The organism is Megasphaera indica, from assembly GCF_046614755.1.
Lineage (GTDB): Bacteria > Bacillota > Negativicutes > Veillonellales > Megasphaeraceae > Megasphaera > Megasphaera intestinihominis.
The window spans coordinates 14,831-40,259 of the sequence record NZ_JBKKJR010000008.1; the positions used below are offsets into that span (position 1 = coordinate 14,831).

Consider the following 25,429-nt stretch of genomic DNA (forward strand, 5'->3'; position numbering starts at 1 on the left):
TGAGGGAGTAATCTATGCATATCTTAGATAATTTCATGATTCATTATTTACGCCGCTTCGATAAACACTGCTTTACGGTACAACTTCACGACAAGACCTACACCATTGGTGAAGGCCAGCCGCTGTTCAACGTCATTATCCACAACGACATTCCGAAAAAGGAATTGCTGGCGTCGACGTCGCTGGCATTGGGCGAAGCATACATGCGTAAAGATATCGAAATCAAAGGTGATTTGTTCACAGCCCTTCGCTGCTTCTTATCCCAGACGAGCCAGTTCTCGCTGGATAAATCCTTGTTCAAACGCATCCTCTATCCGTCGGAATCGAAATCGGCCCAGAAGAAACAGGTTTCGTCCCATTACGATCTGGGGAATGACTTCTATGCCAAATGGCTCGACCCGTCCATGAGCTATTCCTGCGCATACTTCAAGAATGAAGACGACAGCCTCGAACAGGCACAGCATAATAAAGTCCATTACATCCTGGAAAAACTCTACCTCAAAGAAGGCATGACCCTCCTCGATATCGGCTGCGGCTGGGGCTACCTGCTCATCGAAGCTGCCAAGAAATATGGCGTCAAAGGCTATGGCTGCACGCTCAGTAAAGAACAGTGGAAAAAAGGCCAGGAACGCATTGAAAAACTGGGCCTCCAGGACCTGGTACAGATCGACCTCATCGACTACCGTGACCTCGTCGCCGAAGGCCGTCAGTACGACCGCATCGTCAGCGTTGGCATGCTGGAACACGTTGGCCGCTCCAATTATCCGCTGTACATGGAAACAGCCAGCCACCTCTTGAAGGACGGCGGCATGTTCCTCCTCCATTACATCAGTGGCCACGACGAAAGCATCGGCAACCCGTGGATGCGCAAATACATCTTCCCGGGCGGAACCTTGCCGTCGCTCCGTGAAATCGTCAGCCTCGCTTACGACGATGACTTCCAGGTCATCGACGTCGAAAGCCTGCGCCGCCATTACTATAAGACCCTCATGTGCTGGTTCAATAACTTCCAGAACGTCCGCGATGAAGTCATCGCTGCCCGCGGCGAAGAATTCGCCCGCATGTGGGACCTCTACCTCTGCGGCTGCGCCGTATCCTTCTACATCGGCAACATCGACATCCACCAGATCCTCATGACTAAAGGCACCAAGAACGACCTGCCCATGACCCGTTGGTATTAATGTAGGGGACGCCCCGCTGGCTCCCCTGATAGGGGAGCTGGCCGCCGAAGGCGGTCTGAGAGGTTGATTTTCTATTCACTACAAACTGAAAATTTAATACTCCCAAAGAGGGGCTGTCGCACGAAGGTTTTTGCCATCGTGCAAGGCCCCTTTTACTTTATAGTTTGTAGTACGGAGTTTGTAGTTTGTAGAAGTTAGCTTTAAATTTTTTTGCCATTTGCTGAAAACTAAAAACTACAAACTTAAAACTCAAAAAGAGACTGTCGCACATGCAACAGTCTCTTTTTTTACGACCCACGAGCCACGAGCCACGAGCCACGAACCACGAGCCACGAGCCACGAACCACTTTCACTCTCCTATATACGCGTAAAACGTATAACCATAGCTGCTTTAATGATAAAATAGCATAAATAGTATGCTTGACTTTTATATCTACAACGGCTATACTAAAAGTACAGAAAGAGTTAAACGTTATACGAATTCGGATGAATTATCTTTGAATAGTAGAAAAGGGGAGTGTCTCTTATGATTAAACAGATCGTGAAAACCTTAGACGGCAACGAAGCGGCTGCTGACGTTGCGTATAACTTTACTGAAGTCGCTACGATTTACCCGATTACTCCGTCGTCGCCGATGGCAGAACACGTCGACGTCTGGTCGGCCAATGGCCGCAAGAATCTCTTTGGCCAGCCCGTCAAATTAGTTGAAATGCAGTCCGAAGCCGGCGCTATCGGTGCCGTCCACGGCGCTTCGGAAACGGGCAGCCTCTGTTCGTCCTTTACGGCGTCGCAGGGCCTGATGCTGATGATTCCGGTCATGCATCGCCTGTCGGGCGAATTGAAACCGGTCGTCCTGCACATTGCCGCCCGTACCGTCGGGACCCACACCATGTCCATCTTCGGCGACCATTCCGACGTCATGGGCTGTCGCAACACGGGCTGGGCTATGCTCTGCAGTGCCAGCGTCCAGGAATGTGCCGACCTGGCAGCCGTTGCCCATCTGTCAACCATCAAAGGCCGTGTTCCGTTCATGCACTTCTTCGACGGCTTCCGCACATCCCACGAAATCCAGAAAATCAAGATGCTGCCGGCTGAAGAACTGGGCAAACTCATCGACCGCGATGCTCTCTATCATTTCAAACACACCGGCCTGAACCCGGAACATCCGGTTATGCGCAGTACCGTTACCAACCCGGATATGTTCTTCCAGTCCCGCGAAGCCAATAACCCCTGGTATCAGCGCCTGCCCTACATTGTCCAGGACTACATGGACCAGATCAGCGAACTGACGGGCCGTCCGTACCACCTCTTCGATTATTACGGCGCTCCTGACGCAGAACACGTCGTCATCGCCATGGGTTCTGTCACCGGTGCCATCCAGGAAACTATCGACAAGCTCTGCAAAGAAGGCAAGAAAGTCGGCTTCATCCAGGTCCACCTCTATCGTCCGTTCTCGCTGGAACACTTTATGAAAGCCATGCCTGACACGGTTCGCACGATTACCGTCATGGACCGCACGAAAGAACCGGGCGCCCTGGGCGAACCGCTCTACGAAGATGTCTGCGCAGCCATGTCCCACGTCAAACAGGACGTCACCGTCCTGGCCTGCCGCTATGGCCTGTCGTCGAAAGACGTACCGCCGGCATCGATCAACGCCGTCTTCACCAACATGGATTCGCTCCAGCCGAAGAACCACTTCACCCTGGGCATCATCGACGATGTTACCCATCATTCCCTGGCCGACGTACCTATCACAGTCGACACGGAAGGGACCATCAGCTGCAAGTTCTGGGGCTTTGGTTCGGACGGTACGGTTGGCGCCAACAAGAATTCCATCAAGATTATCGGCGACAACACGGATATGTATGTCCAGGCTTACTTTGAATACGATACCAAGAAATCCGGCGGCGTCACCAAATCGCACCTGCGCTTTGGCAAGAAACCAATCCGGGCTACGTACTATATCAAAGCGGCGGACTTCCTGGCCTGCCATAAACAGGCATACATGGGGACTTACGATATTGTCAGTGAAATCAAGGACGGCGGCATCTTCCTGCTCAACTGCAGCTGGGATAAAGACGACGTCGCCAACCACCTCAGTAATAAAGTAAAACGCCAGCTCGCTTCCAAGCACGTCCGCTTCTATATCATCAATGCCACCAAGATCGCCGAAGAAATCGGCCTGGGCAGCAACCGCACCAATACGGTCCTGCAGGCAGCTTTCTTCAAACTGGCAAACATCCTGCCCATCGACGATGCCATGAAATACATGAAAGACGCCATTGCCAAGACCTATCTGGCCAAAGGCGAACAAGTCATCGCCATGAACCAGGCTGCCGTCGACCGCGGCATTTCGGATATCGTCGAAGTCACTGTACCGGAAGCCTGGAAAGACCTGCCGTCTGACCCCGTCGTCGAAGATACCCGCGATATTCCGGAATTCATCAAGAAAGTCGTCGAACCGGCTAACCTGCAGCTCGGTGATACCATCCCGGTCAGTGAATTCGTCCCCTATGCCGACGGTTCCTACCCCCTGGGCACGACGAAATATGAAAAACGCGGCATCGCATCGACCGTTCCTGAATGGGACCTGGAAAAATGCGCCCAGTGTAACCGCTGCTCCCTGGTCTGCCCGCACGCCGCTATCCGTCCGTATCTGGTAACGGCTGACGAAAAAGCCAAGGCTCCGGCTGACTTCAAGACCAAGAAGGCCATCGGCAAGGGCCTGGAAGACTATGAATTCCGCATCCAGGTTTCGCCGCTCGACTGCTACAGCTGCAGTGCCTGCGTCAATGCCTGCCCGGCTCAGGCCCTGACCATGAAGCCGCTGGAAACGCAGCGTCATGAAAGCGTCGACTGGGATTATGCCCAGACACTCCCTGAAAAACATACGACTCTCGATAAATTCTCCGTCAAAGGCAGCCAGTTCCATCAGCCGCTCCTCGAATTCAACGGCGCATGTGCAGGCTGTACGGAAACGGCATATATGAAAATCCTGACCCAGCTCTTCGGGCCGCGCATGATCGTCGCCAATGCTACGGGCTGTACCCAGGCTTGGGGCTCGGCAATGCCCAGCATCCCGTACACGACGAACTGCGAAGGCTTCGGGCCGGCCTGGTCGAACTCGGTCTTTGAAGACAACGCAGAATTCGCCCTCGGCATGTCCCTGTCCATGGAACAGCAGCGCGATGCTATCCGCATTAAATCGGAAGAACTCCTGGGCCTGACTGACGGTGCCCTCCACGACGCCATCAAAGCCTGGATCGATTCCATCGGCGTCGCTAACGAAGGCGAAGTCACAGAAGGCATTAGCCGGACGTACATCAAAGAATTGATGGCTGCTCATCTCACCGGCCGGGCTGCAGACTTGCAGAAAGAAATCCTGGCTCATAAAGAACACATCATCAAGAAGACCATCTGGATGTATGGCGGCGACGGCTGGGCTTACGATATCGGCTACGGCGGTCTGGACCACGTCCTGGCTATGAACGCCAACGTTAATATCATGCTCGTCGACACGGAAGTCTACTCCAACACTGGCGGCCAGTCGTCGAAAGCTACGCCAATCGGTGCTGTCGCCCAGTTCGCTGCATCGGGCCGCAAGTTCAACAAGAAAGACTTGGGCCGCCTGCTCATGACCTATGGCCATATCTATATCGCCCAGGTCGCCCTCGGCGCTGACCCGAACCAGCTCATCAAAGCCATCAAAGAAGCAGAAGCCTACAATGGCCCGTCCATCATCATCGCCTATGCACCGTGCATCAACCACGGCATCAAAGGCGGCATGGGCAACGCTCAGCACGAAATGAAACGCGCCGTAGACTGCGGTTACTGGCACCTCTATCGCTACAACCCGCTGCTCAAGAAAGAAGGAAAGAACCCCTTCATCCTCGACTCCAAAGACCCGCAGCAATCCTTCCGCGAATACCTCATGGGTGAAACGAGATATGCTGCCCTGACGAGAACCTTCCCGGATATCGCCGAAGAACTCTTTGCCAAGGCCGAAGAATTCGCTAAGAAGAAATACGAAACTTATAAGGAATTGGCTGATAAATAGGTAAAACACGCTAATGCCATATACACACCCGAAAACAGGGCTGCCCCAAAAGGCAGCCCTGTTTTCGCACACTCGGACTCAGATGCGGCAGAGCCGCGACAGACTCAAAAGGACGACATCGCCTCGAGAAGCCCTCGGTTTGTGGGGAAGAACCCCACCGCCGCAAGCGGCACCTCCCCTTCACAGGGGAGGCAGAAGGCGCCCCTGAGAAGGGGAGCTGTCGGCGCAGCTGACTGAAGGGTTCTTTATAGGAGAAATGCGAAGCGAGCTCGTGTCGCACACTCGGACTCAGATGCGGCAGAGCCACAACAGACTCAAAAGGACGACATCGCCTCGAGAAGCCCTCGGCTCGTGGGGAAGAACCCCACCGCCGCGATGCGGCACCTCCCCTTCACAGGGGAGGCAGAAGGCGCCCCTGTGAAGGGGAGCTGTCAGCGCAGCTGACTGAAGGGTTCTTTATAGGAGAAATGCGAAGCGAGCTCGTGTCGCACACTCGGACTCAGATGCAGCAGAGCCGCAACAGACTCAAAAGGACGACATCGCCTCGAGAAGCCCTCGGCTCGTGGGGAAGAACCCCACCGCCGCGATGTGACACCTCCCCTTCACAGGGGAGGCAGAAGGCGCCCCTGTGAAGGGGAGCTGTCAGCGCAGCTGACTGAGGGGTTCTTTATAGGAACAATGCGAAGTAAGTTTGTGTTGAAAAAATATTTTAAGTTATATCAGGAAGGAGCGAAACTAATGCCGTACAATTATGCAAATCAAAATAAAGAAATTGCTAGAAAACTTCGGAAAACTATGACCAAAGAAGAACGGCATTTGTGGTACGATTTTCTTCGCAGCTATCCCATTAAGTTTTATCGTCAGCGTCGTATTGACCGATATATTGTTGACTTTTATTGTGCACAGGCACAACTCGTCATCGAATTAGACGGTGGGCAGCACTATGATGAAGCCGGTATGAAGTCAGATCAGGAACGGACAGCTGTATTAGAATCCTATGGGCTGCATGTTATAAGATTTACAAATCTTGAAGTACAAAGAAAATTTTCGGCTGTTTGTGAAGTTATTGATCAATATGTCCGAAAAAAATTTCTAGATAAGACACTTTTGTAAAATTCTTAGTTCAGAAGGGAAGAACCCCACCGCCGCGATGCGGCACCTCCCCTTCACAGGGGAGGCAATGTGTCTTTCAAATTCTCCTTTTTTTGTGATAAAATAAAAGAAAAAAGCAGGTGATAGTGTGAAGAGAATATGGCTCATCCGTCATGGCGAAAGTATTGCCAATGCCGGCGAAGCGACGCAGGATCATCGCAATATTCCTTTGTCGGAATTGGGGCTCAAGCAGGCGCAGGCCTTGGCCTTACAGATTCCTAAGAAACCGGACCTGATTGTCACGTCGCCTTATCTTCGGGCGCAGCAGACGGCCATGTGTACGATCGGGCGGTTTCCTGATACGGTGACGGGGATTTGGAACTGTGTCCATGAATTTGTTTATTTGGCACCGGCGACGTGTGTCGGGACGACGTCGCAGCAGCGGCGGCCGCGGGTCATCAATTATTGGCGCAAACTCGACCCGGACTATGTCGACGGCGAAGGGGCCGAAAGTTATCGCCAGCTCATCGGGCGCATCGAACGGACCTTATCTCTGCTGCAGCGGCGGCCGGAACAATTCATCCTGGTCTTTACGCACGCCCAGTTTATCCGCAACCTGCTCTTGGTCTATGAAAATCCGGGCAGGCCTGTAGAAGAATACATGGCCGCTTTCCGCCGCAGCCGCCCGGTCCATAATGGACAGATTGTTGAAATTACGATGTAAAGGAGAAATTACCATGGAATTACAATATGGCTCGAACAAAATCTGGATGGAAAATGAAGCTGGAACGATCGTAGCTGAAGTGGACTTCGTCGAACGGGAAGACGGCAATTACGACATCGTCCACACCTTTGTCGACGATAGCCTGCGCGGCCAAGGTGCCGCTGGCAAACTCGTCAAGGCCGCAGCTGACGAAATACGGCGGCGCCATAAAAAAACGGCCACCAGCTGCTCCTACGCCGACGCCTGGTTCCGCCGTCACAAAGACGAACAGGATTTACTTGGATAATCAGGACGAGAATCCACTTGATTTATCTACATTCATGATAGAATGAGAATAGAGATAGCTCGGTGGTGGGACATCGGCTCTCCTCTAGTTTTAGTGTTTGAAGAAGGCCGTGTACCACAAGTACGCGGTTTTTTTCATATTACAAGTTTATCGCTTGCTTAACACTCGAAAAAAGCTGCCTTCGTACGGCAGCTTTTTTCTTACCGAAGGACTTTCACCCGTTCTTCGATGGGGACTTTTACGATGGGTTTTGGCAGTTCTGTGGGATGGCCGAAGGGCATCTGGGCGATGAGCTGCCATTCTTTGGGAACGCCTGTGAGTTTTTTGACTTCGTCGTCGATGAGGGGGTTGTAGTGCTGGAGGTTGACGCCGAGTCCCAGGTCGGTCAGGGCGGTCCAGACGGCGAACTGCATCATGCCATTGGCCTGCTGGGCCCAGATGGGGAAGTTCTTGGCGTAGAGCGGGAACTGGGAGGCCATGTTGTCGACGATGGTCGTGTCGTCGAAGTAGAGGACCGTGCCATAGGCTGCGGCGAAGGAGTTGATCTTGGCTTCTGTCGTGGCGAAGTTGGCTGGCGGGACGATTTTGCGGAGCGTATCCATGGTGATTTTCCAGATGGCGTCGTGCGTTTCGCCAAAGGCGATAACGGCTTTGCCGGACTGTATGTTGAAGGCCGACGGTACTTCGCGGATGACGTCTTCGATGGTCTTGGTAACGGTTTCCTGGGGAATCGTGACGTCTTTGCTGAGGGTGTAGTTCGTGCGCCGATTGCTGACGGCTGTGATGAAGTTGGTCATAAGAGCACCTCCTGAATTTACAAATTATTTAATAATTGATAGTAATTATTAGTTATTTATTGGCTAAAGTATATCATAGTGAAGAAAAGAAGTCAAGAATCATAACCCCTTGACAGCAAGGCTTTTTTCATGATATCATTTATACATTGCATAAGCAAAATTTAATTTCTTGAATTACTAATATGAGGTGATGTAGAAAATGGCAACGAGGAGAGACCCGCGTTTTAAGGAATGTCGCCGGTTCGGAGTTAATGTGTACGGACACCCTAAGGCATTAAAACGCGTACGTAAAGATCAGCGTCAGAAAAAAATGTCTGAATATGGCACACAGTTATTGGAAAAACAGAAACTTCGCGCATACTACAATTTGCTCGAACGTCAGTTTGTCCGTTATTATGATAAAGCCAAGAAGATGGAAGGCGTTACTGGCCAGAACATGCTGAAATTGCTGGAATGCCGTTTGGATAACCTGGTATACCGTATCGGTTTTGCAAACTCCATCCGCCAGGCACGTCAGATGGTCAACCACGGCCACATCCTGGTCAATGGCAAACGCTGCGACATCCCGTCGGCACACGTTAAAGTTGGTTCCGTTATCGCTTTGAAAGAAGCTTCCCGTTCCAACGAAATGTACAAAAAATCTTTCCAGGAATTGAAGACTTTCGATGTACCGTACATCGAAAAGAACTTCGACGGCTTTGAAGGCACACTTACCCGTATGCCCGAACGCGACGAAATTCCGGTAGAAATCAACGAAACACTTATCGTCGAATTGTACTCCAAATAAGAGCTGTTTGATGGTAACAAAAAGGCGCTGTCGCATGAAGACAGCGCCTTTTTGAGTATTAAGTTTGCAGTTTGTAGTTTGTAGCGATTGGTTTTAAATTTAGAGCCATCGGCTACAAACTCCGTACTCCAAACTATAAAACAAGGGACTACGCATGGTGATATAAGAATGCATGCGGTAGTCCCCTTTTTGGTTTGATGTAAAAGGCAACCTCTCAGACCGCCTTCGGCGGCCAGCTCCCCTATAATGGGAGCCTTTCGTCAAACATTTATGTCACGAGCCACGAACCACGAACCTACCGTTCTTCAGAGAAGTCCAGGCCTTTGTCGGTGGCGTAGTATGTGCCTGGTTTTTCGCCGGCTTCTACGTAGCCTTTTTGCATCAGGTCGTCGATGAGGGCCGGGTCCGGTGTTCCGGGAGCGAACATTTCTTCCGGCGTTCCTTCTTCGCGTTCGACGGCGGCGATGAGGGCGGCTTCTTTGTCGTCCGTCGTCGGTGCTTTTTGGACGTACGTCAGGTCGGGCAGGAACATGGGGTATTCCTTGTGGGCCAGGAGGAAGAAGCGACCTATGGCGATGGCCTGGCTCAACAGGTTGCCTTCTTCGGTCTGGATATCCATTTCATCGCAGATGACGTCGAGCTGGTTCGACGGGAAGTGATAGAGTTTCTTGGCGACTTCTAGCGTATCGGCATAGCAGAAGGCCGGCGCGTCGATGCCGTAGATGTGCAGGGCGTGGGTCAGGCAGCCCATGACGAAGGGCGCGTTGTGGGCGACCAGGGTCTGACCTTCGATGAGGTTTTTCAGGCCGGCCTGCCAGTATTCGCCGAATTCATCGGCCTTGGAGAGTTCGTCCCACTGATAGCGGCCTTTGACGGCAGACAAGTTGTTTTCTGGCGGACGGACGTAGAAGTAACGCGTATCCTTCAGTTCGCCGTGGTCGAATTCAGCCAGGGCCAGGAGACAGACGGAATAGGGCTGTTCGTTGGCCAGTTCCAAGGCGACGGCCGTGAAGTGCTGCGGGAAGCGGCGCAGTTTCCCTTTTTCTTTGATGGGATATTTGTAATAGCCGTCATTAGGCTTGATGTCGTACTGGTGCAGGTTGGCGACTTTGACGTGTTCCTTCTTGGCCAGTTCCTGCTGGACCTTCGCCTTGCGATGGCGCTTGCGCAGGGCCGACGTGAGGGAATAGAGGACGGCAGCGATGAAGACGATAGTGACGATCGTCGTAATGATGTGGATCAGGGAATCCATGGAATATCAAATCCTTTTCAATAATTTTTGAGCCTTATTCTTGGAAGAAATTCATGTCGTAACAGGCCCGGAAAGCGCGGTTGGCCGCATTGCCGTTGGCAGACAGGCGGTCTGTCGTCTTGACTTCCGGATTGGGCAGGGACAAGGTGGACACGACGTTGCCCTGCAAATCGTAGCCGACATCGCCGAGAGTCTGTGTTTTTACGGTCTGGGCTTTAAAATTGTAGAAGAAATTGTTATCATAACCTTGGACCGTGTTGTTGGCATAGTCATAGGTCACGACCGTAGCCCGGATGATGTAGTACGGCGGATCGTAGCGGACGGACTGGATGGTGTTCATGTCGATATACGATTCGGTCGTGTCATCGTGGCCGACCTGGACGAAGCGGGGGTTGTCATCGAGAAATGTGGCGGATGCCATGAAACTGAAGACGCAGGCAAATGTGACTGCCAGAGCGGCAATTTTTTTGAACATAAGACATACTTCCTTTCCCTGTCTCTTCCAATCGAGGCAGTTTATACATATATTATATCGGAATCATGAAACATTACAAGAACGTATATTTTTCAAGTAGGACTTTTGCCCTTTCGGGTCGAATAATATAAGATAGAAGAGGTGATCATATTGGATGTGATATATATTGGCCTGCCTTTCTTCTTTTGGCAGGAAGATGAGTCGGAGCACGGCCTCGATGTCCACGTGACGGAAGGCTTCCAGAAGCTGGGTTTCCACGTGTACCCCCTCAATGCCGGCGACGACGCGGAAGAAATCTGTTCGGCTTATAATTGGCATACGTCCTTTGTCGATGAAGACGAAGACATTACGCCGTCGGAAGAATTCATTTCAGAGCATGTCTTGTGGGACGATTTCCGTCTGCTCTATATTTCGGCAGCTGCGGCCACGTCGGAAGACGAATACACGCAGTTCGTCTGTCATACGGCAGAGTTCGCCAAAGAGAGCGGCCTCGTCGTGGCAGCGGAAGTCGTCGACGGCGACAGCGACGATGAAGACCCGTATCCCTGGCGTGATAAGGCGACGGTCCTCTGGTCCCGTGGCGATATCCTGCCATCGGGCGGTCCGGCCTGTGCCGTGCGCCTGGCCCTGGGCAGGGGCATCACCGTTGCCAGCCAGGGCGAAGAACGGACCTATGACGTCCAGGTCGTCAGTGAATGTTTCATCCCTTCGTTTTTACAAGGATTGCTGGAAGGGCGCGATCCCTTTTCCATCATAGAATCTTATGTATCTTAAGTTAGGAGGTTATTTATCTTGAACAGTAAAAAAATGGAAGAACATCCTTTGCGGGCGGCCATTCTCACTATCAGCAACAGCCGCACTTTTTCAGACGATACGAACGGCCTGCTCATCCAGTCGGCCCTGGCCAATTACGGTCATCAGGTCGTCGACTATCAGATCGTCAAAGACGACAAGGCTGAAATCGAACGCCATCTCCATGAATGGGTCTGCAGCGTCGACCTGGTCATCACCAGCGGCGGTACGGGCATGGCCAAGCGCGACGTGACCATCGAAACGGTAGAAGCCCTGTTCGATAAGAAAATCCCGGCTTTCCAGTCGATGATGACGTATTTCGCCTATCGCCGGGCCTGCGGCGTCCAGGCCATGGCCTACCGGACGACGGCCGGTATCATCCACCAGTGCCAGGTCTACTGCCTGCCGGGCCTGCCGAGCCTCATCAAGATCGGCATGGAAAAGGTCATTTTGCCGGAAGTCTTTCATTTGTATTCGGAAATCAAGAAGTAAATGGATACGTCTAAAATCATACTTGTCACCGGCGGGGCGCGGAGCGGTAAGAGCGCCTTTGCCGAACGTTATGCTGCCGCCCTTCCCGGGCGGCATGCTTATGTCGCGACGGCCCGCATCTTCGATGAAGAAATGGCCCAGCGCATCGCCATCCACCGCAAGCGCCGCCCGTCGTCGTGGCAGACCTGGGAAATCCCGCAGGACCTGCCAGAGACGATGGAACGGCTGTGCCAGTCGTCGGACGTGGCCCTCGTCGACTGCCTGACCCTCTATTTTTCTAATTATCTCTTTGCCCACGACGGCGAAGACGACGAAGCTATCATCGACGGTGCCCTGGCCGAACTACAAGCGGTCCTGGCGGCTTTCCGCCAGGCCGGCGTGACGGCCGTCCTGGTCACTAACGAGCTGGGATGCGGCATCGTGCCCATGGAACACGTGAGCCGCCTGTATCGCGACCTCATGGGCAAGATCAACCAGGCCGCTGCGGCCGAAGCCGATGAAGTCTATTTATCGGTCTGCGGTATTACGACGGAACTGAAGCATCAGGCCGTCTACCTGCCGGAGGTGAAGTCATGAAGGCCTTTCTCATTGCCCTGCAGTTCTTATCGCGCATCCACCTGGCTTCGCAGAGCGTCTGGCGCGATGAAGATTTCGGCCGGTCCGTCCTGTTCTTTCCCCTCGTCGGCTTGATCATCGGCCTGCTTTTGGCGGCGCTCTATTGGGCGTCGTCTTTCCTTTTTGACGCCTTTGGCCGGTCGGCCCTGGTCGTCGCCTTCTGGTTCTACCTGACCGGCGGCCTCCACGCCGACGGCTATATGGATACGGCTGATGGCCTCTTTTCCGGCCGCAGCCGCGAACGGATGCTGGAAATCCTCAAGGACAGCCGCGTCGGCGCCGGCGGCGTGACGGCTGTCGTCTTCCTGGTCCTCTTGAAAGTAGCCTTCCTCAGTCAGCTGGCACCGGAAGCAGCCCTGCCGGCCCTCGTCGGTATCCCGGCAGCGGCCCGCTTCGGGACTTTGATCAGCATCTTCCAATTTCCCTATGCCCGCGAGCAGGGGCTGGGCCGGGCCTTCGTCACTTACGCGCCGGCTCATACTGTAGAAAAAGCCCTGGTCCTGGCCCTGGTGCCGGTCTTTTTCTGCGGGCCCTTTTATCTGGCCCTCTTAGGGGCGGCCATGCTCCTCTCTTTGTGGGCCAACAGCCGCATCAGCCGCAAGCTGGGCGGCGTCACGGGCGATACGTATGGCGCCGTCCTCGAGGGCAGCGAAATGGCCCTGCTCCTGATGACGGCCGTCGGTAGCAAGCTGGCCGATTTCTTGTTATAATGGGATGGCACGAATGTTGAAATACTTATAGGGAACTTACGGAGGATTACGATGATAAAATTATATTTAGCACGTCATGGTGAAACAGAAGGCAACGTCCAGCAGTGGTATCAGGGGTCGACCGACGTCCCCCTCAATGAACACGGTCTGGAACAGGCCAGGTGCCTGGGTGAATTTTTTCGCCATGTCCATCTCGATGCCGTCTACAGCAGCACGCTCCAGCGCGCCAAGGTGACGGCCGAATGTGTCGCTGCGCCGCATCATCTGGATGTCGTCGCCTACGATGAATTGAAGGAAGCCGATTTCGGCGTCTGGGAAGGCCATACGTATCAGGAAATCACGACTCAGTGGCCAGGCGAACTGGAAGCGGTCTATGCGTCGGACGGGACCTTGCCGGCCCGGGGCGGCGAATCGTTCTGCCAGGTCCGGGACCGGACATTGAAGAAGACGCGGGAAATCCTGTCGCATCACAAGGACGGCGACAGCGTCTTCATGGTATCCCACGGGGCGGCCATCCGCTGCCTGCTCTTCGGCCTGCTGGGCCTCGATATGAAGCGCATCTGGTGCTTCCAGCAGTTCAACACAGCTTTTAACATCATCGAATATTACGGCGACCGCAATGTCATGACCCTCATGAACTGCACGCAGCATCTGGAAGGCCTGACGGGGTACCAGCCCCAGTGGGACAAGATGCCGTCGTTATAAGGAGGCATCATGGCAAAGACAATGCGCCTCGACAAGCTCCTGGGCCATACGGGCTGGGGGACGCGGCGGGAACTCAAGGAATTGTGCAAAGGCGGGCACGTGACTGTCAATGGCGCCGTCTGCCGCGACAGCAGCCAGAAAATCGACCCGGCAGCCGATGCCGTTGCCGTCGACGGTCAGGCCGTCCATTATGAAGAGTCTATTTATCTCATGCTCTACAAGCCGGCCGGCGTCGTGTCGGCTACGGAAGACAACGTGTCGCCGACGGTCATCGGCCTCTTGCCGCGCCAGTACCAGGGGGCCGGCCTCTTTCCCGTAGGCCGCCTCGACAAGGATACGACGGGCCTCCTGCTCATCACTAATGACGGGACCTGGGCTCATGGCATTACGTCACCGAAGAAGCATACCGATAAGATATACGACGCCGTCGTCGAAGGGGATATCCCTGAAGATGTAGGGGACCGCTTTGCCAGCGGCATCGTCCTCGACGATGGCCTGCACTGCCTGCCGGCCAAAGCTGTCCAGACCGGCCCCCGGTCCCTGACGGTCGTCGTCCAGGAAGGGAAGTTCCATCAGGTCAAGCGCATGTGCGCCGCTGTCGGCCTGAAAGTCGTCCAGCTGCACCGCCGCTCCATCGGCAGCGTCGTCCTCGATGACGGTTTGGAGCCAGGCCAGTTCCGGCCCCTGACCGATGAAGAACGGGAAGCGTTGCGCAGCTAGAGCCGGTGATTTGCAATTTTATCTTTTCAGCCAGTGGAAAATATGGTATTATAAAATATGATTGAATTACTATAGGGTGATAGGGGGATACTATGATAGAACAACGAATCGCCCGCCTGCGCGCTTTTCTCCAGGAACACGATGCAGACGGCGTCATTATCGTCCAACCTGAAAACCTGCGCTACTTCAGTGCCTTTACGGGCGGTGAAGGGGCACTGGTCATCGGCCTGGACCAGGCCGTCTTATGGACTGATTCCCGCTATACGGAACAAGCTGCCAACCAGTCCGGGGCATGGTACGATATCAAGAACCACCACAATGCCTTATCGGCCTCCATCCGTTCGTCACTGAACGACATGGAAATCGGCGTGGCAGCGTATGAAGAAAATTTCCTGACCCATTTCATGTACGAAAATATTTCCGACGGAGCCTTATGCGGCTTCCTGCCCTGCGATTTGACCAGCCTGCGGGCGGTGAAGGAACCGTATGAGCTGAAAGCGACGCGCAAGGCCAGCAACATCGCTGACCGGGCCTTTGCTGATTTATTGCCGTACATCAAGCCCGGTGTCACCGAAAAGGAACTGGCTGCCCGCCTGGAAAGCAATATGCTGCTCTTAGGCTCGGAAGAAAAGTCCTTTACGACTATCGTCGCATCCGGCAAGCGCTCGGCCATGCCCCACGGTACGGCCAGCCCGAAAGTCGTCGAAGCCGGCGATTTCGTCACCTTTGATTTCGGCGCCGTCTGGGAAGGCTACCATTCGGATATCACCCGGACTGTCGTCGTCGGCAAGGCGTCGCAGGCCCAGAAGGATTTCTACAATCTCATCCTGGAGGGCCAGAAGCTGGGCGTATCGCTCATCAAGGCCGGCGTTTCCCGCCGCGAAGTCGATTTTGCCGTGCGCAACTACTTCGCCCGCTATCACGTCAGCCAGTATTTCACTCATTCCCTGGGCCACGGTACGGGCCTGGAGATCCACGAACAACCGGTCCTGTCGCCGCGTTCGACAGGCGTACTCGAAGAGAATATGATAGTCACGGTAGAACCGGGACTGTACATAGAAGGCAAGTTTGGCGTCCGCATTGAGGATTCCGTTGCCGTTACAGCCAACGGCTGTGAAATTTTAACCAAAACACCTAAAGATTTGATGGAGCTGTTATAGGAGGAGTTTACACATGATTACAAGTAATGATTTCAGACCAGGCGTAACTATCGAAATCGACGGCCAGGTATGGCAGGTCGTTGAATTCCAGCATGTAAAACCGGGTAAAGGCGCCGCTTTCGTCCGCGCTAAGATCAAGAACCTCGAAACGGGCGCTGTTGTTGAACGTACCTGGAACGCTGGCGAAAAAGTACAGGACGGCCACGTCGACCGCCGCCAGATGCAGTACCTCTATGAAAACGAAGGCATGTACTGTTTCATGGATAACGAAACATACGAACAGATCGAATTGAACAAAGAAAACCTCGGCGACGCTGTCCATTTCCTCAAAGAAGAAATGAACGTTTCCGTCATGATGTTCAAAGGCAAAGTCATCGGCATCGATCTCCCGGCTGCTGTCGAATTGAAAGTTGTCGAAACCGATCCCGGTGTCCGCGGTGATACAGCTACAGGCGGCAGCAAACCGGCTAAATTGGAAACGGGCTATGTCGTCAAAGTACCGCTCTTTATCAATGAAGGCGAAGTTCTCCAGATCGACACGAGAACCGGCCAGTATATCGGCAGAGCATAAGGTTAACGCAAGTCGTTGGCCGCCAGCCGCTAGCATAGGGTATCAAAGGGGCTTCGCACGTGCGACAGCCCCTTTTGTGGACTAAAGGGGTGATTCCCATGGAAACGACTGAAGTAAATGAATGGGGGAGTATCCATATTTCCCAGCGCGTCATTGCCTCTATTGCGGCTCTGACGGCGGCCCAATCGGCCTATGTCGCTGATTTGGGGACGAATATCGCCGAAGTGGCAGCGGAAAAGCTGGGGCGTACCCTTCCGGGCCGCGGCGTCGACGTCTCTATCGACGGCCGGCGCATCGAATTGACGGTCCGCCTGGTCGTCCGCTATGGCTGCCGTATTCCCGACGTAGCCCTGGAAGTGCAGAAGTCCGTCAAGGATGCCGTCGAAAAGGCGACGGCCTGCACGGTTACGGCGGTCCACATCATTGTACAACAGTTAGTGTTTGGAGAGGAGGACCGCCATGGATGAGGAACAGGATTTTGCCTATGCCGTCAGTGCCAAGGCCCTGGGCCATATCGCCGAGACGGCCGGCCGCCAGGCCTCTGGCGTCGTCGCTATACGCAGCCGCAGCACGGCCGTGACGGACGGCGTCGTCCATCTCCATCTGGCCGTCCGCGCCCGTTATGGCAGCGACCTGCACGGCCTGGCCCTGGATGTCCAGCAGCGGGCGGCTGAGGCCATCGACGCCATGGTCGAACCAGAGGGCCTTGATATTTCCGTTACCATTGAAGACCTGGCGGTACTGCCGGCTGAATAAAGTTATTACAGGAGGAAACTCGTGAGCAGACATAAAGCGCGCCAGCAGGCGCTCGAACTTTTATATTCCCGTGAATTCCACGGAGAAAATGATATCCAGTACAGCGAACAGGAAATCCTGGAAAATGATTACGTCACGACCGACGCCTTGACCGAAGACGGCCCGGAACTGAGTGATCAGGAACGCAATGACTATTGCACGTATCTCGTCGAAACGACGACGGAACACCGGGACGAACTGGATACGATCATCCGCTCCTTTGCCAAGGGCTGGGACATCGAACGGATGAACCGCACGGACCGCAATATACTGCGCCTGGCCTTGTGCGAACTCGTATATCCCAAGGAAAGCCTGGCGCCGTCCATCGTCCTCAATGAAGCGGTCATCCTGGCCAAGGAATTCAGCGGCGACAAGTCGGCGCGGTTCGTCAACGGCATTTTGGGCGCTTATGTAAGGTCCCAAGCCTGATGGACGTCTTTCTCGGCATCGATACCAGCTGTTATACGACGTCGCTGTGCCTCGTCGACGCGGCTTATGACGTCGTCGCCGACGAACGCATCATCCTGAGCGTCGCCAAGGGCGGCCGCGGCCTGTCCCAGTCCAACATGGTCTATCAGCATACGCGCAACCTGCCGGTCCTCTTTGAACGGCTGGCTGGCGTCCTGGCCAGTGCCCATATCCGGGCCATTGCCGTGACTGACCAGCCCCGGCGCCGCGATGATTCGTACATGCCCGCTTTCCTGGCCGGCCTCGGTTATGGCCGGGCCCTGGCCGCCGTCCTGGGCGTGCCCTTGTACCGCCTGAGCCATCAGGAAAACCATCTCCTCGCCGTCCTGCGCAGCATGGGCTATATCGGCAGCGAGCCGTTCTACGGCATCCACCTGTCCGGCGGGACGACGGACCTGCTGCGGGCCGTGCCCGATGAAAAAGGCCTCGATATCACCCGTATCGGCGGCACCAGCGACATCAGTGCCGGCCAGTTCATCGACCGCATGGGCGTCGCCCTGGACCTGCCCTTTCCGGCTGGCGTCCATGTCGACAAGCTGGCTCAGACGGTAAATCCGCCCGTCAAGGGAGCTCATGTCTTTTGCCGCGATGGCCAGGTCAGCTTTTCCGGGCCCGAATCGCAGGGCCAGCGGCGCATCGCCGCCGGCGGGGAAGACCCGGCCCGCCTTTGCAGCTGGACGCTGTCGACGGTCTGGCGCGGCTTGGAGAGCCTCCTCGATTACGCCGCTGCCGATGGCATGAAACATCTCGTCGCCGCTGGCGGCGTCATGTCCAATGGCTACCTGCGCCGGCAGATGAGCGATTATTGCCGCCGCCATCAGATAGACCTGAATCTGGCAGCCGACGGCTTCAGTGCCGACAACGCGTCGGGTGCCGCCTTCTGGGCTGCTGTACAGGAAGGGAAGAAATCATGAAATATGCATCGGTTACGGACGTCGTCCGCCGCATCAAAGATGATATCCACGGCGATTACCGCTTGCAGAGCATCGCTATGGAAGGCAACATCATCGGTCTCAAGCGGGCGTCGAACGGCCATTATTATATGAATATCCGCGATGATCAGTGCTCCATCCGGGCCATCGTCTTCCGCAGCCGCGTGACGGCAGCGGTCCGGGCCGTCCGCGAAGGGGACCATGTCGTCGTCATCGGCGCCGTCAACGTCTATGAAAAAGGCGGCGCCCTTTCCTTTATCATTGAACAGCTCTTTTCCCAGGGGACCGGGTCTCTGCAGGCCCAGTACGAACGCATCAAGAATGAACTGGCGGCTCAGGGCTATTTCGACAGCAGCCGCAAGAAGGAGCTGCCGCGCTTCCCCTGGCGCATCGGCGTCCTGACGTCGAAGACCGGCGCCGTGCTCCACGACATCTATAAGATTGCCGGCGAGCGCAATCCTTATGCCGAAATCATCCTGCATCCCATCCCCGTCCAGGGCGACGGCGTCGATACGGCCATCGCCAAGGCCATCGGTGAGATGGGCCGGCGCAGGGACCTGGACGTCCTCATCGTCGGCCGCGGCGGCGGCTCTATGGAAGACCTGTGGTGCTTCAACAGCCCGGCTGTGGTCAAGGCCATTTACCATGCCAGCGTACCGGTTATTACGGCCATCGGCCATGAAACGGATACGACCCTGGCCGATTATGCCGCTGACGTGCGGGCAGCGACGCCGACCCACGCGGCCGAGATGGCTTTCTTTGACGTCAGCGAAGCGGAAATGGACCTGGCCGCACTGGCGGACCGGGCTTACGAACGGGTCATGGCCTGCATCGAAGACCGGCAGCGCTGGGTCGAACAGGCGGCGGGCCGGCTGAACCTGCAGCGCTACGATGCCTTCCTGGCCATGCGCGAAGCACGCCTGGCAGGCCTGATGGAACAGGCCGACCGCCAGCTGCGCCTCCATCTGGAACAGAAGCAGGGGAAGCTGAATACCCTGACGGCTTCCCTACAGGCCCTGAACCCGGCAGCCCTCGTGCGCCGCGGCTACGGCCAGCTCATGCAGCATGACAAGATCCTTACAGATATCCACAGCGTGTCGAAAGAGGCCCCGCTGACGATACAAGTCGTCGACGGGACGATTACGACGGCTGTTAAAGAGGTGGACATATATGGCAAGAACGACTGATAAATTGAAGAGTTTTGAAAGCAATTATGAAAAATTGGAACAGCTCGTACAGGAACTGGACGCACCGGACCTGACGTTGAAGCAGTCCCTCGATTTATATGAAAAGGCCATCAAATTATCCCAGTCCTGCGAAGGCGCCCTGGAATATGCCCGCCAGAAGGCCCAGGCCCTGGCCGATGTCCGGGCCGATAAGGATAGCAACGACGATGCGCCGGCTGAAGGGGTGTTAGACTTATGACCTTCCAAGACTATCTGGCAGGACAGCGTAAGCGCGTCGACGATTACCTGTCCCACGTACTGACGACGGACCAGCCGCGTTTTTCCAGGCTCTATGAAGCCATGAATTACAGCCTCCTGGCCGGAGGCAAGCGCATCCGCCCGGTCCTTCTGCTGGCGACGGTCGAAGCCCTGGGCCAGGATGCCTCTCCCTATACGGGACTGGCCTGCGCTCTGGAATGTATCCATACGTATTCCCTGATCCACGACGACCTGCCCTGTATGGATGACGACGACCTGCGCCGGGGCAAGCCGACGAACCACGTCGTCTACGGTGCCGGCCTGGCTACCCTGGCCGGTGACGGCCTCCTGACCTTTGCCTTCGAGCTTATGGCCAGCCAGAAAGGCATTGCACCGGACAAACTGAACCGCTGCATCGCCGTCATCGCCAGAGCGGCCGGACCGGCCGGCATGGTCGGCGGCCAGGCCTTCGACCTGGCTTCGGACGGCGACATGGCCATCGGCCGGGAAGGCATGGAACTCCTGCACCGTTCCAAGACGGGCGTCATCTTCAAGGCGGCCATCGACATGGCAGCCATCGTCGCCGATGCGTCGCCGCAGCAGCGGCAGGCCCTGGAAGCCTATGCGTCGTACATGGGCCTGACCTTCCAAATCACCGACGATATCCTCGATGTCGTCGGCGATGAAGCTTTGCTGGGCAAACCCGTCGGCAGCGACGCCCGCAACGACAAGGCCACGTATGTGACCATCTTTTCCCTGGACGAAGCCCGGCGCATGGCCCGCGAAGCGGCCGGCAAGGCCGTCCAGGCCCTGGAACCGTTAGGGCCGCAGGCCTGGTTCCTGAAAGAACTGGTCGAACATCTGCTGGTCCGCGTTCATTAATGTGAGAGGGGTATTACAGGTATGCAGCATAAAGAAAGATTAGACGTGCTTCTCGTCAGCCGCGGCTTGTCTGAAAGCCGGGAAAAGGCCAAGGCGACCATCATGGCCGGCCTGGTCTTCGTCGATAACCAGCGCGTCGATAAGGCGGGCACGAAGCTGCCCGTCGACGTAGATATTACCGTCAAGGGCAATCCCATTCCTTATGTCGGCCGGGGCGGCCTGAAACTGGAAAAGGCCATGGAAACGTTTCCCATCGACTTGACGGGTAAGACCATGATGGATATTGGCGCCTCGACAGGCGGCTTCACGGACTGCGCCCTCCAGCGCGGCGCGGCCAAGGTCTTTGCCGTCGACGTCGGCTATGGCCAGCTGGCCTGGAAACTGCGGACTGATGACCGCGTCGTCAACATGGAACGGACCAATATCCGCAACGTCACCGTTGCAGATATCGGCGAGCCCGTCGATTTCATCTCCATTGACGTCTCCTTCATTTCCCTGCTCAAGATCATGCCGGCCGTCGAACCGCTGCTCAAGGCAGGCGGCACGATGGTCACGCTCATCAAGCCGCAGTTCGAAGCGGGCCGGGAACACGTCGGCAAAGGCGGCATCGTCCGCGACATCCAGGTCCACCGCGACGTCATCCGCCACGTCACGGACGGTATCGCCGACTGCGGCCTGTCGCCGCTGGGCCTGACCTTTTCGCCCATCAAAGGGGCTGACGGCAATATTGAATATCTCTTGTACAGCCGTAAAGATGACCCGTGCCATAACGATATCACCGACGCTGTCGTCGATGATATCGTCGGTAAATCCCATGAAATGTAGGTGATCCCCATGCGTATCGGTATTTTCCCGAACCTCGTTAAACGTGAAAGTGCTGCCATTGTCCAGCAGATGATCAAGATTTGTGAAAAACATGGCATTGAATATTACCTGCCAGCCTACGTCAGCGAGAGCCGCCAGCCGGCGTATCAGCGCATCGGCGCTGAACACCTGCGGCCGCGCATGACCATTTACAGCACCATCGACGTGGCCATGATCCTCGGCGGCGACGGGACGATCCTCAAGATGGCCAAACAGTTCGCTGAAGCCGATGTCCCGGTCTGCGGCATCAACCTGGGCTCCCTGGGCTTCCTCTACGAAGTCGAAACCAAGACCCTGGAAAAGCGCATGGAAGACATCCTGGCCGGCCGCTATTTCCTGGAAGAACGGATGATGCTCCATTCAGAACTGTGCTATGAAGACGGCCTGGTCCAGTCCCTGCCCGATGCCCTCAACGATATCGTCATCGGCCACGGCAACGTGGGCAAGCTCATCCGCATCGACCTGAGCATCAACGGCCACTTCATCCAGCAGTATCCCGGCGACGGCCTCATCGTGGCCACGGCGACGGGGAGTACGGGCTATACTTTCTCCAGCGGCGGCCCTATCGTCGCGCCCAGCGTGCCCTGTATCATGGTCACGCCTATCTGCCCGCATCTGCTGCTGAAAGTGCCCCTGGTCCTGCGCGATGACGACCAGGTGTCGGTGACCGTGGCCAACAGCCGCAACAGCGTCCGCGTCTCTGTCGACGGCATGATGGACCAGGAACTCATGCGCAACATGACCCTCCAGGTCCGCAAGTCCAACCACGTCTTGAAGATCATCCGCTTCAACAAGAATTATTTCTATAGCAACTTATTTACGAAAATGATGGGAAATGATTGACATGTATCCATTCCGCAATGCCGTTACGGTATCACATATGATGACTGAACCCTACGCCCGCCAGGCCCATGTCCTCGTCGACATGACCTGCGGCAACGGCCACGACACGGCCTTCCTGGCCCGCACCATGCCTGATGACGCCGTCCTCTACGCCTTCGATATCCAGCCCTGTGCCATCGAGCGCACGCGCCAGCGCCTGCAGGACGAAGGCCTGGGGGACAAGGACGTCCGCTGCCGCTGCGGGTCCCATGAACAACTGCTGGCTGATGTACAGTCAGACATTGACATTATCGTATTTAATTTAGGCTATTTGCCATCTGGTGACCATAAAATCCATACAAATTGTGAAATAACACTAAAAGCTATAAAAATAGGCTTGAATAAAATTGCGATAAATGGGCTAATTATGATAGCAGCCTATCCCGGTACGGAGGCCGGGGCTTGTGAAGAACAGGCGCTGCGGTCGTTCTTACAGACCATACCCCAGCAGGACTTCCATATTTCGTCCTGGCAACCCGTCAATGAGGTGCATTGTCCACCCGTATTATATATTGTACAGAAAAGAGGGAAACGTCATTATGAAGAGATTCCGTTACACCAAGATTAAAGAAATTGTCCAGTCCCGTCCTATCGAAACGCAGGAAGAATTAGCCAAGGCCTTGCAGGAAGAAGGCATCGAAGTCACACAGGCTACGGTTTCCCGCGATATCAAAGAGCTCATGCTCATCAAGGTCCCGACCAGTGACGGCCATTACCGCTATGCCCTGTCGCCGGAACAGAACATGCTCATGTCCAAGAACCGCATGGCCCGCCTGTTCCAGGACTCCATCGTCCGCGTCGATTCGGCGTATAACCAGATCATCGTCCATACCCTGCCGGGTTCGGCCAATCCCATTGCCGCCGCCATCGACCATGCCCGCTGGGAAAATGTCATCGGCACCCTGGCCGGCGACGACACGGTCCTCCTCATCGTCAAGGACACGGAAACGGTTCCGAAACTGGTCAAACTTATCGTATCGCTGATGAAGGAATGAGGCCCTTATGCTGCAGTCCCTGCACATCCACAATTTTGCTCTGATTGAAGACCTGCACCTTACTTTTGGCGACGGGGTGACGATTTTTACCGGCGAAACCGGCGCCGGCAAATCGATTCTCCTCGACGCCATCGGTATGCTGGCAGGCAAACGCGCATCGGCATCGTTCGTCCGTCACGGGACGGACTCATTCCTCGTCGAAGGCGCGTTCTTTTTTTCTCCCCTGCCAGAAGGGCTGGAACAGCTGCTGACCGATAATCACATCGAAGTCGATGAAGGCCAGCTCATCATTTCCCGCCAGTTCCAGTGCAGCGGCCGCGGGACGATCCTGGTCAACGGCACGCTGGTGCCGACGACAGTCCTGCGGCGCCTCGGCGCATACCTCCTGGATATCCACGGCCAGTTCGACAACAGCCTGATTTTCAACCCGTCTTACCACGTGGCCATCCTCGACGGCCTCACGGCCGACGTCCGTCAGGCCCGCCAGGACTATGACGAACTATATCGCCAGTGGCATCAGACGGAAGGCGAAATCAAGGCCCTGCGCCACGATGAAAGTGAAAAGGCGCGGATGCTCAGTATCCTGGCCTTCCAGATCAAGGAAATCGAAGGGGCCGCCCTGAAAGAAGGGGAAGACGACGAACTGGAACAGAAAATCAACAAGGCTTCCCATGCCGAACACATCAAGGATAACCTGAAGGAAGCCATGTTTGCCCTGGAAGGGGGCGAACGCCAGCCCGGCGTCATCGAACAGATCGAGACCATCCACCGCAGCCTGGAAAAGGCGTCGGCTTACGATGACGCTTTCAGTGCCCTGGCCGGCAAAGTCGAGACCCTGTCCTATGAAATCGAAGATGTCCACGACGGCCTCCTGCGCTATGCCGATTCTTTCGACTTCGATGAACGGGCCCTGGATGCCATGCAGTCCCGCCTGGCGTCGATTGAAAAGCTCAAGCGCAAATACGGCTTCACCGTCGCCGATATCCTGCAATTCCTGGCCAAGGCCAAGGCCGATTACGAACGGCTCGACCAGTCCGAAAGCCATCTGGCCAAGCTGGAAGAGAAATTGGCCCGTCAGGCCGCAGCTGTGCGCCAGCAGGCCCAGGTCCTGGCGGCCGCGCGCCGTGACGCCGACAGCCAGTTCAGTCAGGACATGACGGCGACGCTCAATAAGCTGGGCATGCTGAACAGCCGTATTGCCTTCCACATCGAACCGATGAAGGACATCACAGCGGATGGTTCAGCCGGTATCGAGCTCTATTTCTCGGCCAATACGGGCGAAGATATGCAGCCCCTGGCCAAGATAGCATCGGGCGGCGAAGTATCGCGTATTGCCCTGGCCCTGAAGACGGCCGGTCCGGAACGGACGACGGGCAAGACGATGATCTTCGACGAAATCGACGTCGGCATCAGCGGCCAGACGGGCCTGCAGGTCGCCGACCATATCCGCCAGCTCTCCGGCCAGGGCCAGGTCTTCTGCATTACCCACCTGCCGCAGACGGCGGCCATTGCCGACCACCATTATTTCATATATAAGAAAGAAATGGACGGCCGCACGGTCACCCAGGTCCGGGGCCTCTCGGAAGGGGAACACGTCCTGGAAATCGCCCGCATGTTCGCCGGCAACGATACGACCAAGGCCAGCATCGAAGCCGCCCGCCAGATCGTAAAGCAAGTCAAGGGCATGTAATGCCCTTGACTTGCGCTGTAGGGGCGCCCACGTGGGGCGCCCGCCTGAATTTGTGTCATTGCCCTGGTCCGGACTATCGGA

Annotated in this window: 29 protein-coding genes; 26 read left to right on the plus strand and 3 right to left on the minus strand. The window is 55.5% G+C overall.

All coding sequences use genetic code 11. The annotated features are described in order from the left end of the window. Nucleotides 1–14 precede the first annotated feature (14 nt). From ACFCTO_RS05545 to ACFCTO_RS05565, 5 genes are all read left to right on the plus strand, one after another. The gene (locus ACFCTO_RS05545) at nucleotides 15–1,181 is read left to right on the plus strand and encodes a class I SAM-dependent methyltransferase (RefSeq protein WP_294024523.1); all 1,167 of its coding nucleotides are present in this window, start codon (nucleotides 15–17) and stop codon (nucleotides 1,179–1,181) included. 526 nt (nucleotides 1,182–1,707) lie between these two features. Further along, a complete protein-coding gene (gene nifJ, locus ACFCTO_RS05550) occupies nucleotides 1,708–5,238 on the plus strand; it encodes a pyruvate:ferredoxin (flavodoxin) oxidoreductase (protein ID WP_499876504.1) in 3,531 nt (1,176 codons plus the stop codon). 738 nt (nucleotides 5,239–5,976) lie between these two features. Then, nucleotides 5,977–6,351: an endonuclease domain-containing protein gene (locus ACFCTO_RS05555; RefSeq protein WP_292300973.1), complete on the plus strand. Its 375-nt coding sequence runs from the start codon at nucleotides 5,977–5,979 to the stop codon at nucleotides 6,349–6,351. 127 nt (nucleotides 6,352–6,478) lie between these two features. Further along, a complete protein-coding gene (locus ACFCTO_RS05560) occupies nucleotides 6,479–7,054 on the plus strand; it encodes a histidine phosphatase family protein (protein ID WP_292300972.1) in 576 nt (191 codons plus the stop codon). Between the two features lie 13 nt (nucleotides 7,055–7,067). Continuing rightward, a complete protein-coding gene (locus ACFCTO_RS05565) occupies nucleotides 7,068–7,340 on the plus strand; it encodes a GNAT family N-acetyltransferase (RefSeq protein WP_294025641.1) in 273 nt (90 codons plus the stop codon). Nucleotides 7,341–7,540: 200 nt separating this feature from the next. Here ACFCTO_RS05565 and ACFCTO_RS05570 read toward each other — a convergent pair whose 3' ends face one another. After that, the gene (locus tag ACFCTO_RS05570) at nucleotides 7,541–8,137 is read right to left on the minus strand and encodes a nitroreductase family protein (protein WP_499876505.1); all 597 of its coding nucleotides are present in this window, start codon (nucleotides 8,135–8,137) and stop codon (nucleotides 7,541–7,543) included. Nucleotides 8,138–8,336: 199 nt separating this feature from the next. Here ACFCTO_RS05570 and rpsD point away from each other — a divergent pair, with 199 nt between their 5' ends. Then, entirely contained in the window at nucleotides 8,337–8,924 is a 588-nt protein-coding gene (gene rpsD / locus ACFCTO_RS05575) for a 30S ribosomal protein S4 (RefSeq protein ID WP_014015950.1), read from the plus strand. A 295-nt stretch (nucleotides 8,925–9,219) separates the two neighbouring features. Here rpsD and ACFCTO_RS05580 read toward each other — a convergent pair whose 3' ends face one another. Beyond that, complete coding sequence (locus ACFCTO_RS05580; RefSeq protein ID WP_481325489.1) at nucleotides 9,220–10,176, minus strand: exonuclease domain-containing protein; 957 nt, start codon at nucleotides 10,174–10,176, stop codon at nucleotides 9,220–9,222. Nucleotides 10,177–10,210: 34 nt separating this feature from the next. Further along, entirely contained in the window at nucleotides 10,211–10,651 is a 441-nt protein-coding gene (locus ACFCTO_RS05585) for a hypothetical protein (RefSeq protein WP_020310370.1), read from the minus strand. A gap of 156 nt (nucleotides 10,652–10,807) precedes the next feature. On the opposite strand from ACFCTO_RS05585, the gene ACFCTO_RS05590 reads away from it, so the two are divergent. The 20 genes from ACFCTO_RS05590 to recN all read left to right on the plus strand — a co-directional run bounded on the left by ACFCTO_RS05590 (nucleotide 10,808) and on the right by recN (nucleotide 25,348). Next, nucleotides 10,808–11,425 carry a hypothetical protein gene (locus ACFCTO_RS05590; RefSeq protein ID WP_292300975.1) on the plus strand — a complete coding sequence of 206 codons (618 nt, stop codon included), beginning with the start codon at nucleotides 10,808–10,810 and terminating at the stop codon, nucleotides 11,423–11,425. 18 nt (nucleotides 11,426–11,443) lie between these two features. Continuing rightward, nucleotides 11,444–11,935, plus strand: a complete 492-nt coding sequence (locus ACFCTO_RS05595; RefSeq protein ID WP_292260163.1) for a MogA/MoaB family molybdenum cofactor biosynthesis protein — start codon at nucleotides 11,444–11,446, stop codon at nucleotides 11,933–11,935. After that, a complete protein-coding gene (gene cobU / locus ACFCTO_RS05600; protein ID WP_481325488.1) occupies nucleotides 11,936–12,511 on the plus strand; it encodes a bifunctional adenosylcobinamide kinase/adenosylcobinamide-phosphate guanylyltransferase in 576 nt (191 codons plus the stop codon). Beyond that, entirely contained in the window at nucleotides 12,508–13,260 is a 753-nt protein-coding gene (gene cobS / locus ACFCTO_RS05605) for an adenosylcobinamide-GDP ribazoletransferase (protein ID WP_499876506.1), read from the plus strand. The genes cobU and cobS overlap by 4 nt, the downstream gene beginning before the upstream one ends. A 51-nt stretch (nucleotides 13,261–13,311) precedes the next feature. Further along, nucleotides 13,312–13,965, plus strand: coding sequence for a histidine phosphatase family protein (locus ACFCTO_RS05610; RefSeq protein WP_020310375.1), 654 nt, complete (start codon nucleotides 13,312–13,314; stop codon nucleotides 13,963–13,965). Between the two features lie 9 nt (nucleotides 13,966–13,974). Further along, on the plus strand, nucleotides 13,975–14,685 hold the full coding sequence (locus ACFCTO_RS05615) for a pseudouridine synthase (protein ID WP_292106165.1): 711 nt from the start codon (nucleotides 13,975–13,977) through the stop codon (nucleotides 14,683–14,685). Nucleotides 14,686–14,777: 92 nt separating this feature from the next. Next, nucleotides 14,778–15,845 (plus strand): M24 family metallopeptidase, encoded by a 1,068-nt coding sequence (locus ACFCTO_RS05620; protein ID WP_020310377.1) that lies wholly within the window; start codon nucleotides 14,778–14,780, stop codon nucleotides 15,843–15,845. A gap of 13 nt (nucleotides 15,846–15,858) precedes the next feature. After that, a complete protein-coding gene (efp, locus tag ACFCTO_RS05625) occupies nucleotides 15,859–16,416 on the plus strand; it encodes an elongation factor P (RefSeq protein ID WP_020310378.1) in 558 nt (185 codons plus the stop codon). Between the two features lie 98 nt (nucleotides 16,417–16,514). Further along, nucleotides 16,515–16,883, plus strand: a complete 369-nt coding sequence (locus ACFCTO_RS05630; RefSeq protein ID WP_292106169.1) for an Asp23/Gls24 family envelope stress response protein — start codon at nucleotides 16,515–16,517, stop codon at nucleotides 16,881–16,883. Next, a complete protein-coding gene (locus ACFCTO_RS05635; protein ID WP_292299883.1) occupies nucleotides 16,876–17,172 on the plus strand; it encodes a hypothetical protein in 297 nt (98 codons plus the stop codon). The genes ACFCTO_RS05630 and ACFCTO_RS05635 overlap by 8 nt, the downstream gene beginning before the upstream one ends. 21 nt (nucleotides 17,173–17,193) lie before the next feature. After that, nucleotides 17,194–17,640, plus strand: a complete 447-nt coding sequence (nusB, locus tag ACFCTO_RS05640) for a transcription antitermination factor NusB (RefSeq protein ID WP_020310381.1) — start codon at nucleotides 17,194–17,196, stop codon at nucleotides 17,638–17,640. Further along, nucleotides 17,640–18,593: a tRNA (adenosine(37)-N6)-threonylcarbamoyltransferase complex transferase subunit TsaD gene (locus ACFCTO_RS05645; RefSeq protein ID WP_292260188.1), complete on the plus strand. Its 954-nt coding sequence runs from the start codon at nucleotides 17,640–17,642 to the stop codon at nucleotides 18,591–18,593. Before nusB ends, ACFCTO_RS05645 begins: the two co-directional genes overlap by 1 nt. After that, nucleotides 18,590–19,798 carry an exodeoxyribonuclease VII large subunit gene (gene xseA / locus ACFCTO_RS05650; protein WP_481325487.1) on the plus strand — a complete coding sequence of 403 codons (1,209 nt, stop codon included), beginning with the start codon at nucleotides 18,590–18,592 and terminating at the stop codon, nucleotides 19,796–19,798. Before ACFCTO_RS05645 ends, xseA begins: the two co-directional genes overlap by 4 nt. Beyond that, nucleotides 19,782–20,036, plus strand: a complete 255-nt coding sequence (xseB, locus tag ACFCTO_RS05655) for an exodeoxyribonuclease VII small subunit (protein WP_481325486.1) — start codon at nucleotides 19,782–19,784, stop codon at nucleotides 20,034–20,036. The genes xseA and xseB overlap by 17 nt, the downstream gene beginning before the upstream one ends. Next, nucleotides 20,033–20,917 carry a polyprenyl synthetase family protein gene (locus ACFCTO_RS05660; protein WP_292260196.1) on the plus strand — a complete coding sequence of 295 codons (885 nt, stop codon included), beginning with the start codon at nucleotides 20,033–20,035 and terminating at the stop codon, nucleotides 20,915–20,917. The genes xseB and ACFCTO_RS05660 overlap by 4 nt, the downstream gene beginning before the upstream one ends. Before the next feature lie 21 nt (nucleotides 20,918–20,938). Next, on the plus strand, nucleotides 20,939–21,742 hold the full coding sequence (locus ACFCTO_RS05665) for a TlyA family RNA methyltransferase (RefSeq protein WP_020310387.1): 804 nt from the start codon (nucleotides 20,939–20,941) through the stop codon (nucleotides 21,740–21,742). Nucleotides 21,743–21,751: 9 nt separating this feature from the next. Continuing rightward, complete coding sequence (locus tag ACFCTO_RS05670; RefSeq protein WP_292299880.1) at nucleotides 21,752–22,624, plus strand: NAD(+)/NADH kinase; 873 nt, start codon at nucleotides 21,752–21,754, stop codon at nucleotides 22,622–22,624. Then, a complete protein-coding gene (gene mnmM, locus ACFCTO_RS05675) occupies nucleotides 22,617–23,231 on the plus strand; it encodes a tRNA 5-(aminomethyl)-2-thiouridylate-methyltransferase MnmM (RefSeq protein ID WP_499876507.1) in 615 nt (204 codons plus the stop codon). Before ACFCTO_RS05670 ends, mnmM begins: the two co-directional genes overlap by 8 nt. After that, nucleotides 23,203–23,658, plus strand: a complete 456-nt coding sequence (gene argR, locus ACFCTO_RS05680; protein WP_014015971.1) for an arginine repressor — start codon at nucleotides 23,203–23,205, stop codon at nucleotides 23,656–23,658. Before mnmM ends, argR begins: the two co-directional genes overlap by 29 nt. A gap of 7 nt (nucleotides 23,659–23,665) precedes the next feature. Then, nucleotides 23,666–25,348, plus strand: coding sequence for a DNA repair protein RecN (gene recN / locus ACFCTO_RS05685; RefSeq protein WP_499876508.1), 1,683 nt, complete (start codon nucleotides 23,666–23,668; stop codon nucleotides 25,346–25,348). The last annotated feature ends 81 nt before the right edge of the window (nucleotides 25,349–25,429 follow it).

Coding starts and splice junctions, on each gene's coding strand:
- ACFCTO_RS05545 (WP_294024523.1), top strand. CDS start 15: ATGCATATCTTAGATAATTTCATGATTCATTATTTACGCCGCTTCGAT.
- nifJ (WP_499876504.1), top strand. CDS start 1,708: ATGATTAAACAGATCGTGAAAACCTTAGACGGCAACGAAGCGGCTGCT.
- ACFCTO_RS05555 (WP_292300973.1), top strand. CDS start 5,977: ATGCCGTACAATTATGCAAATCAAAATAAAGAAATTGCTAGAAAACTT.
- ACFCTO_RS05565 (WP_294025641.1), top strand. CDS start 7,068: ATGGAATTACAATATGGCTCGAACAAAATCTGGATGGAAAATGAAGCT.
- ACFCTO_RS05570 (WP_499876505.1), bottom strand. CDS start 8,137: ATGACCAACTTCATCACAGCCGTCAGCAATCGGCGCACGAACTACACC.
- rpsD (WP_014015950.1), top strand. CDS start 8,337: ATGGCAACGAGGAGAGACCCGCGTTTTAAGGAATGTCGCCGGTTCGGA.
- ACFCTO_RS05580 (WP_481325489.1), bottom strand. CDS start 10,176: ATGGATTCCCTGATCCACATCATTACGACGATCGTCACTATCGTCTTC.
- ACFCTO_RS05585 (WP_020310370.1), bottom strand. CDS start 10,651: ATGTTCAAAAAAATTGCCGCTCTGGCAGTCACATTTGCCTGCGTCTTC.
- cobU (WP_481325488.1), top strand. CDS start 11,936: ATGGATACGTCTAAAATCATACTTGTCACCGGCGGGGCGCGGAGCGGT.
- cobS (WP_499876506.1), top strand. CDS start 12,508: ATGAAGGCCTTTCTCATTGCCCTGCAGTTCTTATCGCGCATCCACCTG.
- ACFCTO_RS05610 (WP_020310375.1), top strand. CDS start 13,312: ATGATAAAATTATATTTAGCACGTCATGGTGAAACAGAAGGCAACGTC.
- ACFCTO_RS05615 (WP_292106165.1), top strand. CDS start 13,975: ATGGCAAAGACAATGCGCCTCGACAAGCTCCTGGGCCATACGGGCTGG.
- ACFCTO_RS05620 (WP_020310377.1), top strand. CDS start 14,778: ATGATAGAACAACGAATCGCCCGCCTGCGCGCTTTTCTCCAGGAACAC.
- efp (WP_020310378.1), top strand. CDS start 15,859: ATGATTACAAGTAATGATTTCAGACCAGGCGTAACTATCGAAATCGAC.
- ACFCTO_RS05630 (WP_292106169.1), top strand. CDS start 16,515: ATGGAAACGACTGAAGTAAATGAATGGGGGAGTATCCATATTTCCCAG.
- ACFCTO_RS05635 (WP_292299883.1), top strand. CDS start 16,876: ATGGATGAGGAACAGGATTTTGCCTATGCCGTCAGTGCCAAGGCCCTG.
- ACFCTO_RS05645 (WP_292260188.1), top strand. CDS start 17,640: ATGGACGTCTTTCTCGGCATCGATACCAGCTGTTATACGACGTCGCTG.
- xseA (WP_481325487.1), top strand. CDS start 18,590: ATGAAATATGCATCGGTTACGGACGTCGTCCGCCGCATCAAAGATGAT.
- xseB (WP_481325486.1), top strand. CDS start 19,782: ATGGCAAGAACGACTGATAAATTGAAGAGTTTTGAAAGCAATTATGAA.
- ACFCTO_RS05660 (WP_292260196.1), top strand. CDS start 20,033: ATGACCTTCCAAGACTATCTGGCAGGACAGCGTAAGCGCGTCGACGAT.
- ACFCTO_RS05665 (WP_020310387.1), top strand. CDS start 20,939: ATGCAGCATAAAGAAAGATTAGACGTGCTTCTCGTCAGCCGCGGCTTG.
- ACFCTO_RS05670 (WP_292299880.1), top strand. CDS start 21,752: ATGCGTATCGGTATTTTCCCGAACCTCGTTAAACGTGAAAGTGCTGCC.
- mnmM (WP_499876507.1), top strand. CDS start 22,617: ATGATTGACATGTATCCATTCCGCAATGCCGTTACGGTATCACATATG.
- argR (WP_014015971.1), top strand. CDS start 23,203: ATGAAGAGATTCCGTTACACCAAGATTAAAGAAATTGTCCAGTCCCGT.
- recN (WP_499876508.1), top strand. CDS start 23,666: ATGCTGCAGTCCCTGCACATCCACAATTTTGCTCTGATTGAAGACCTG.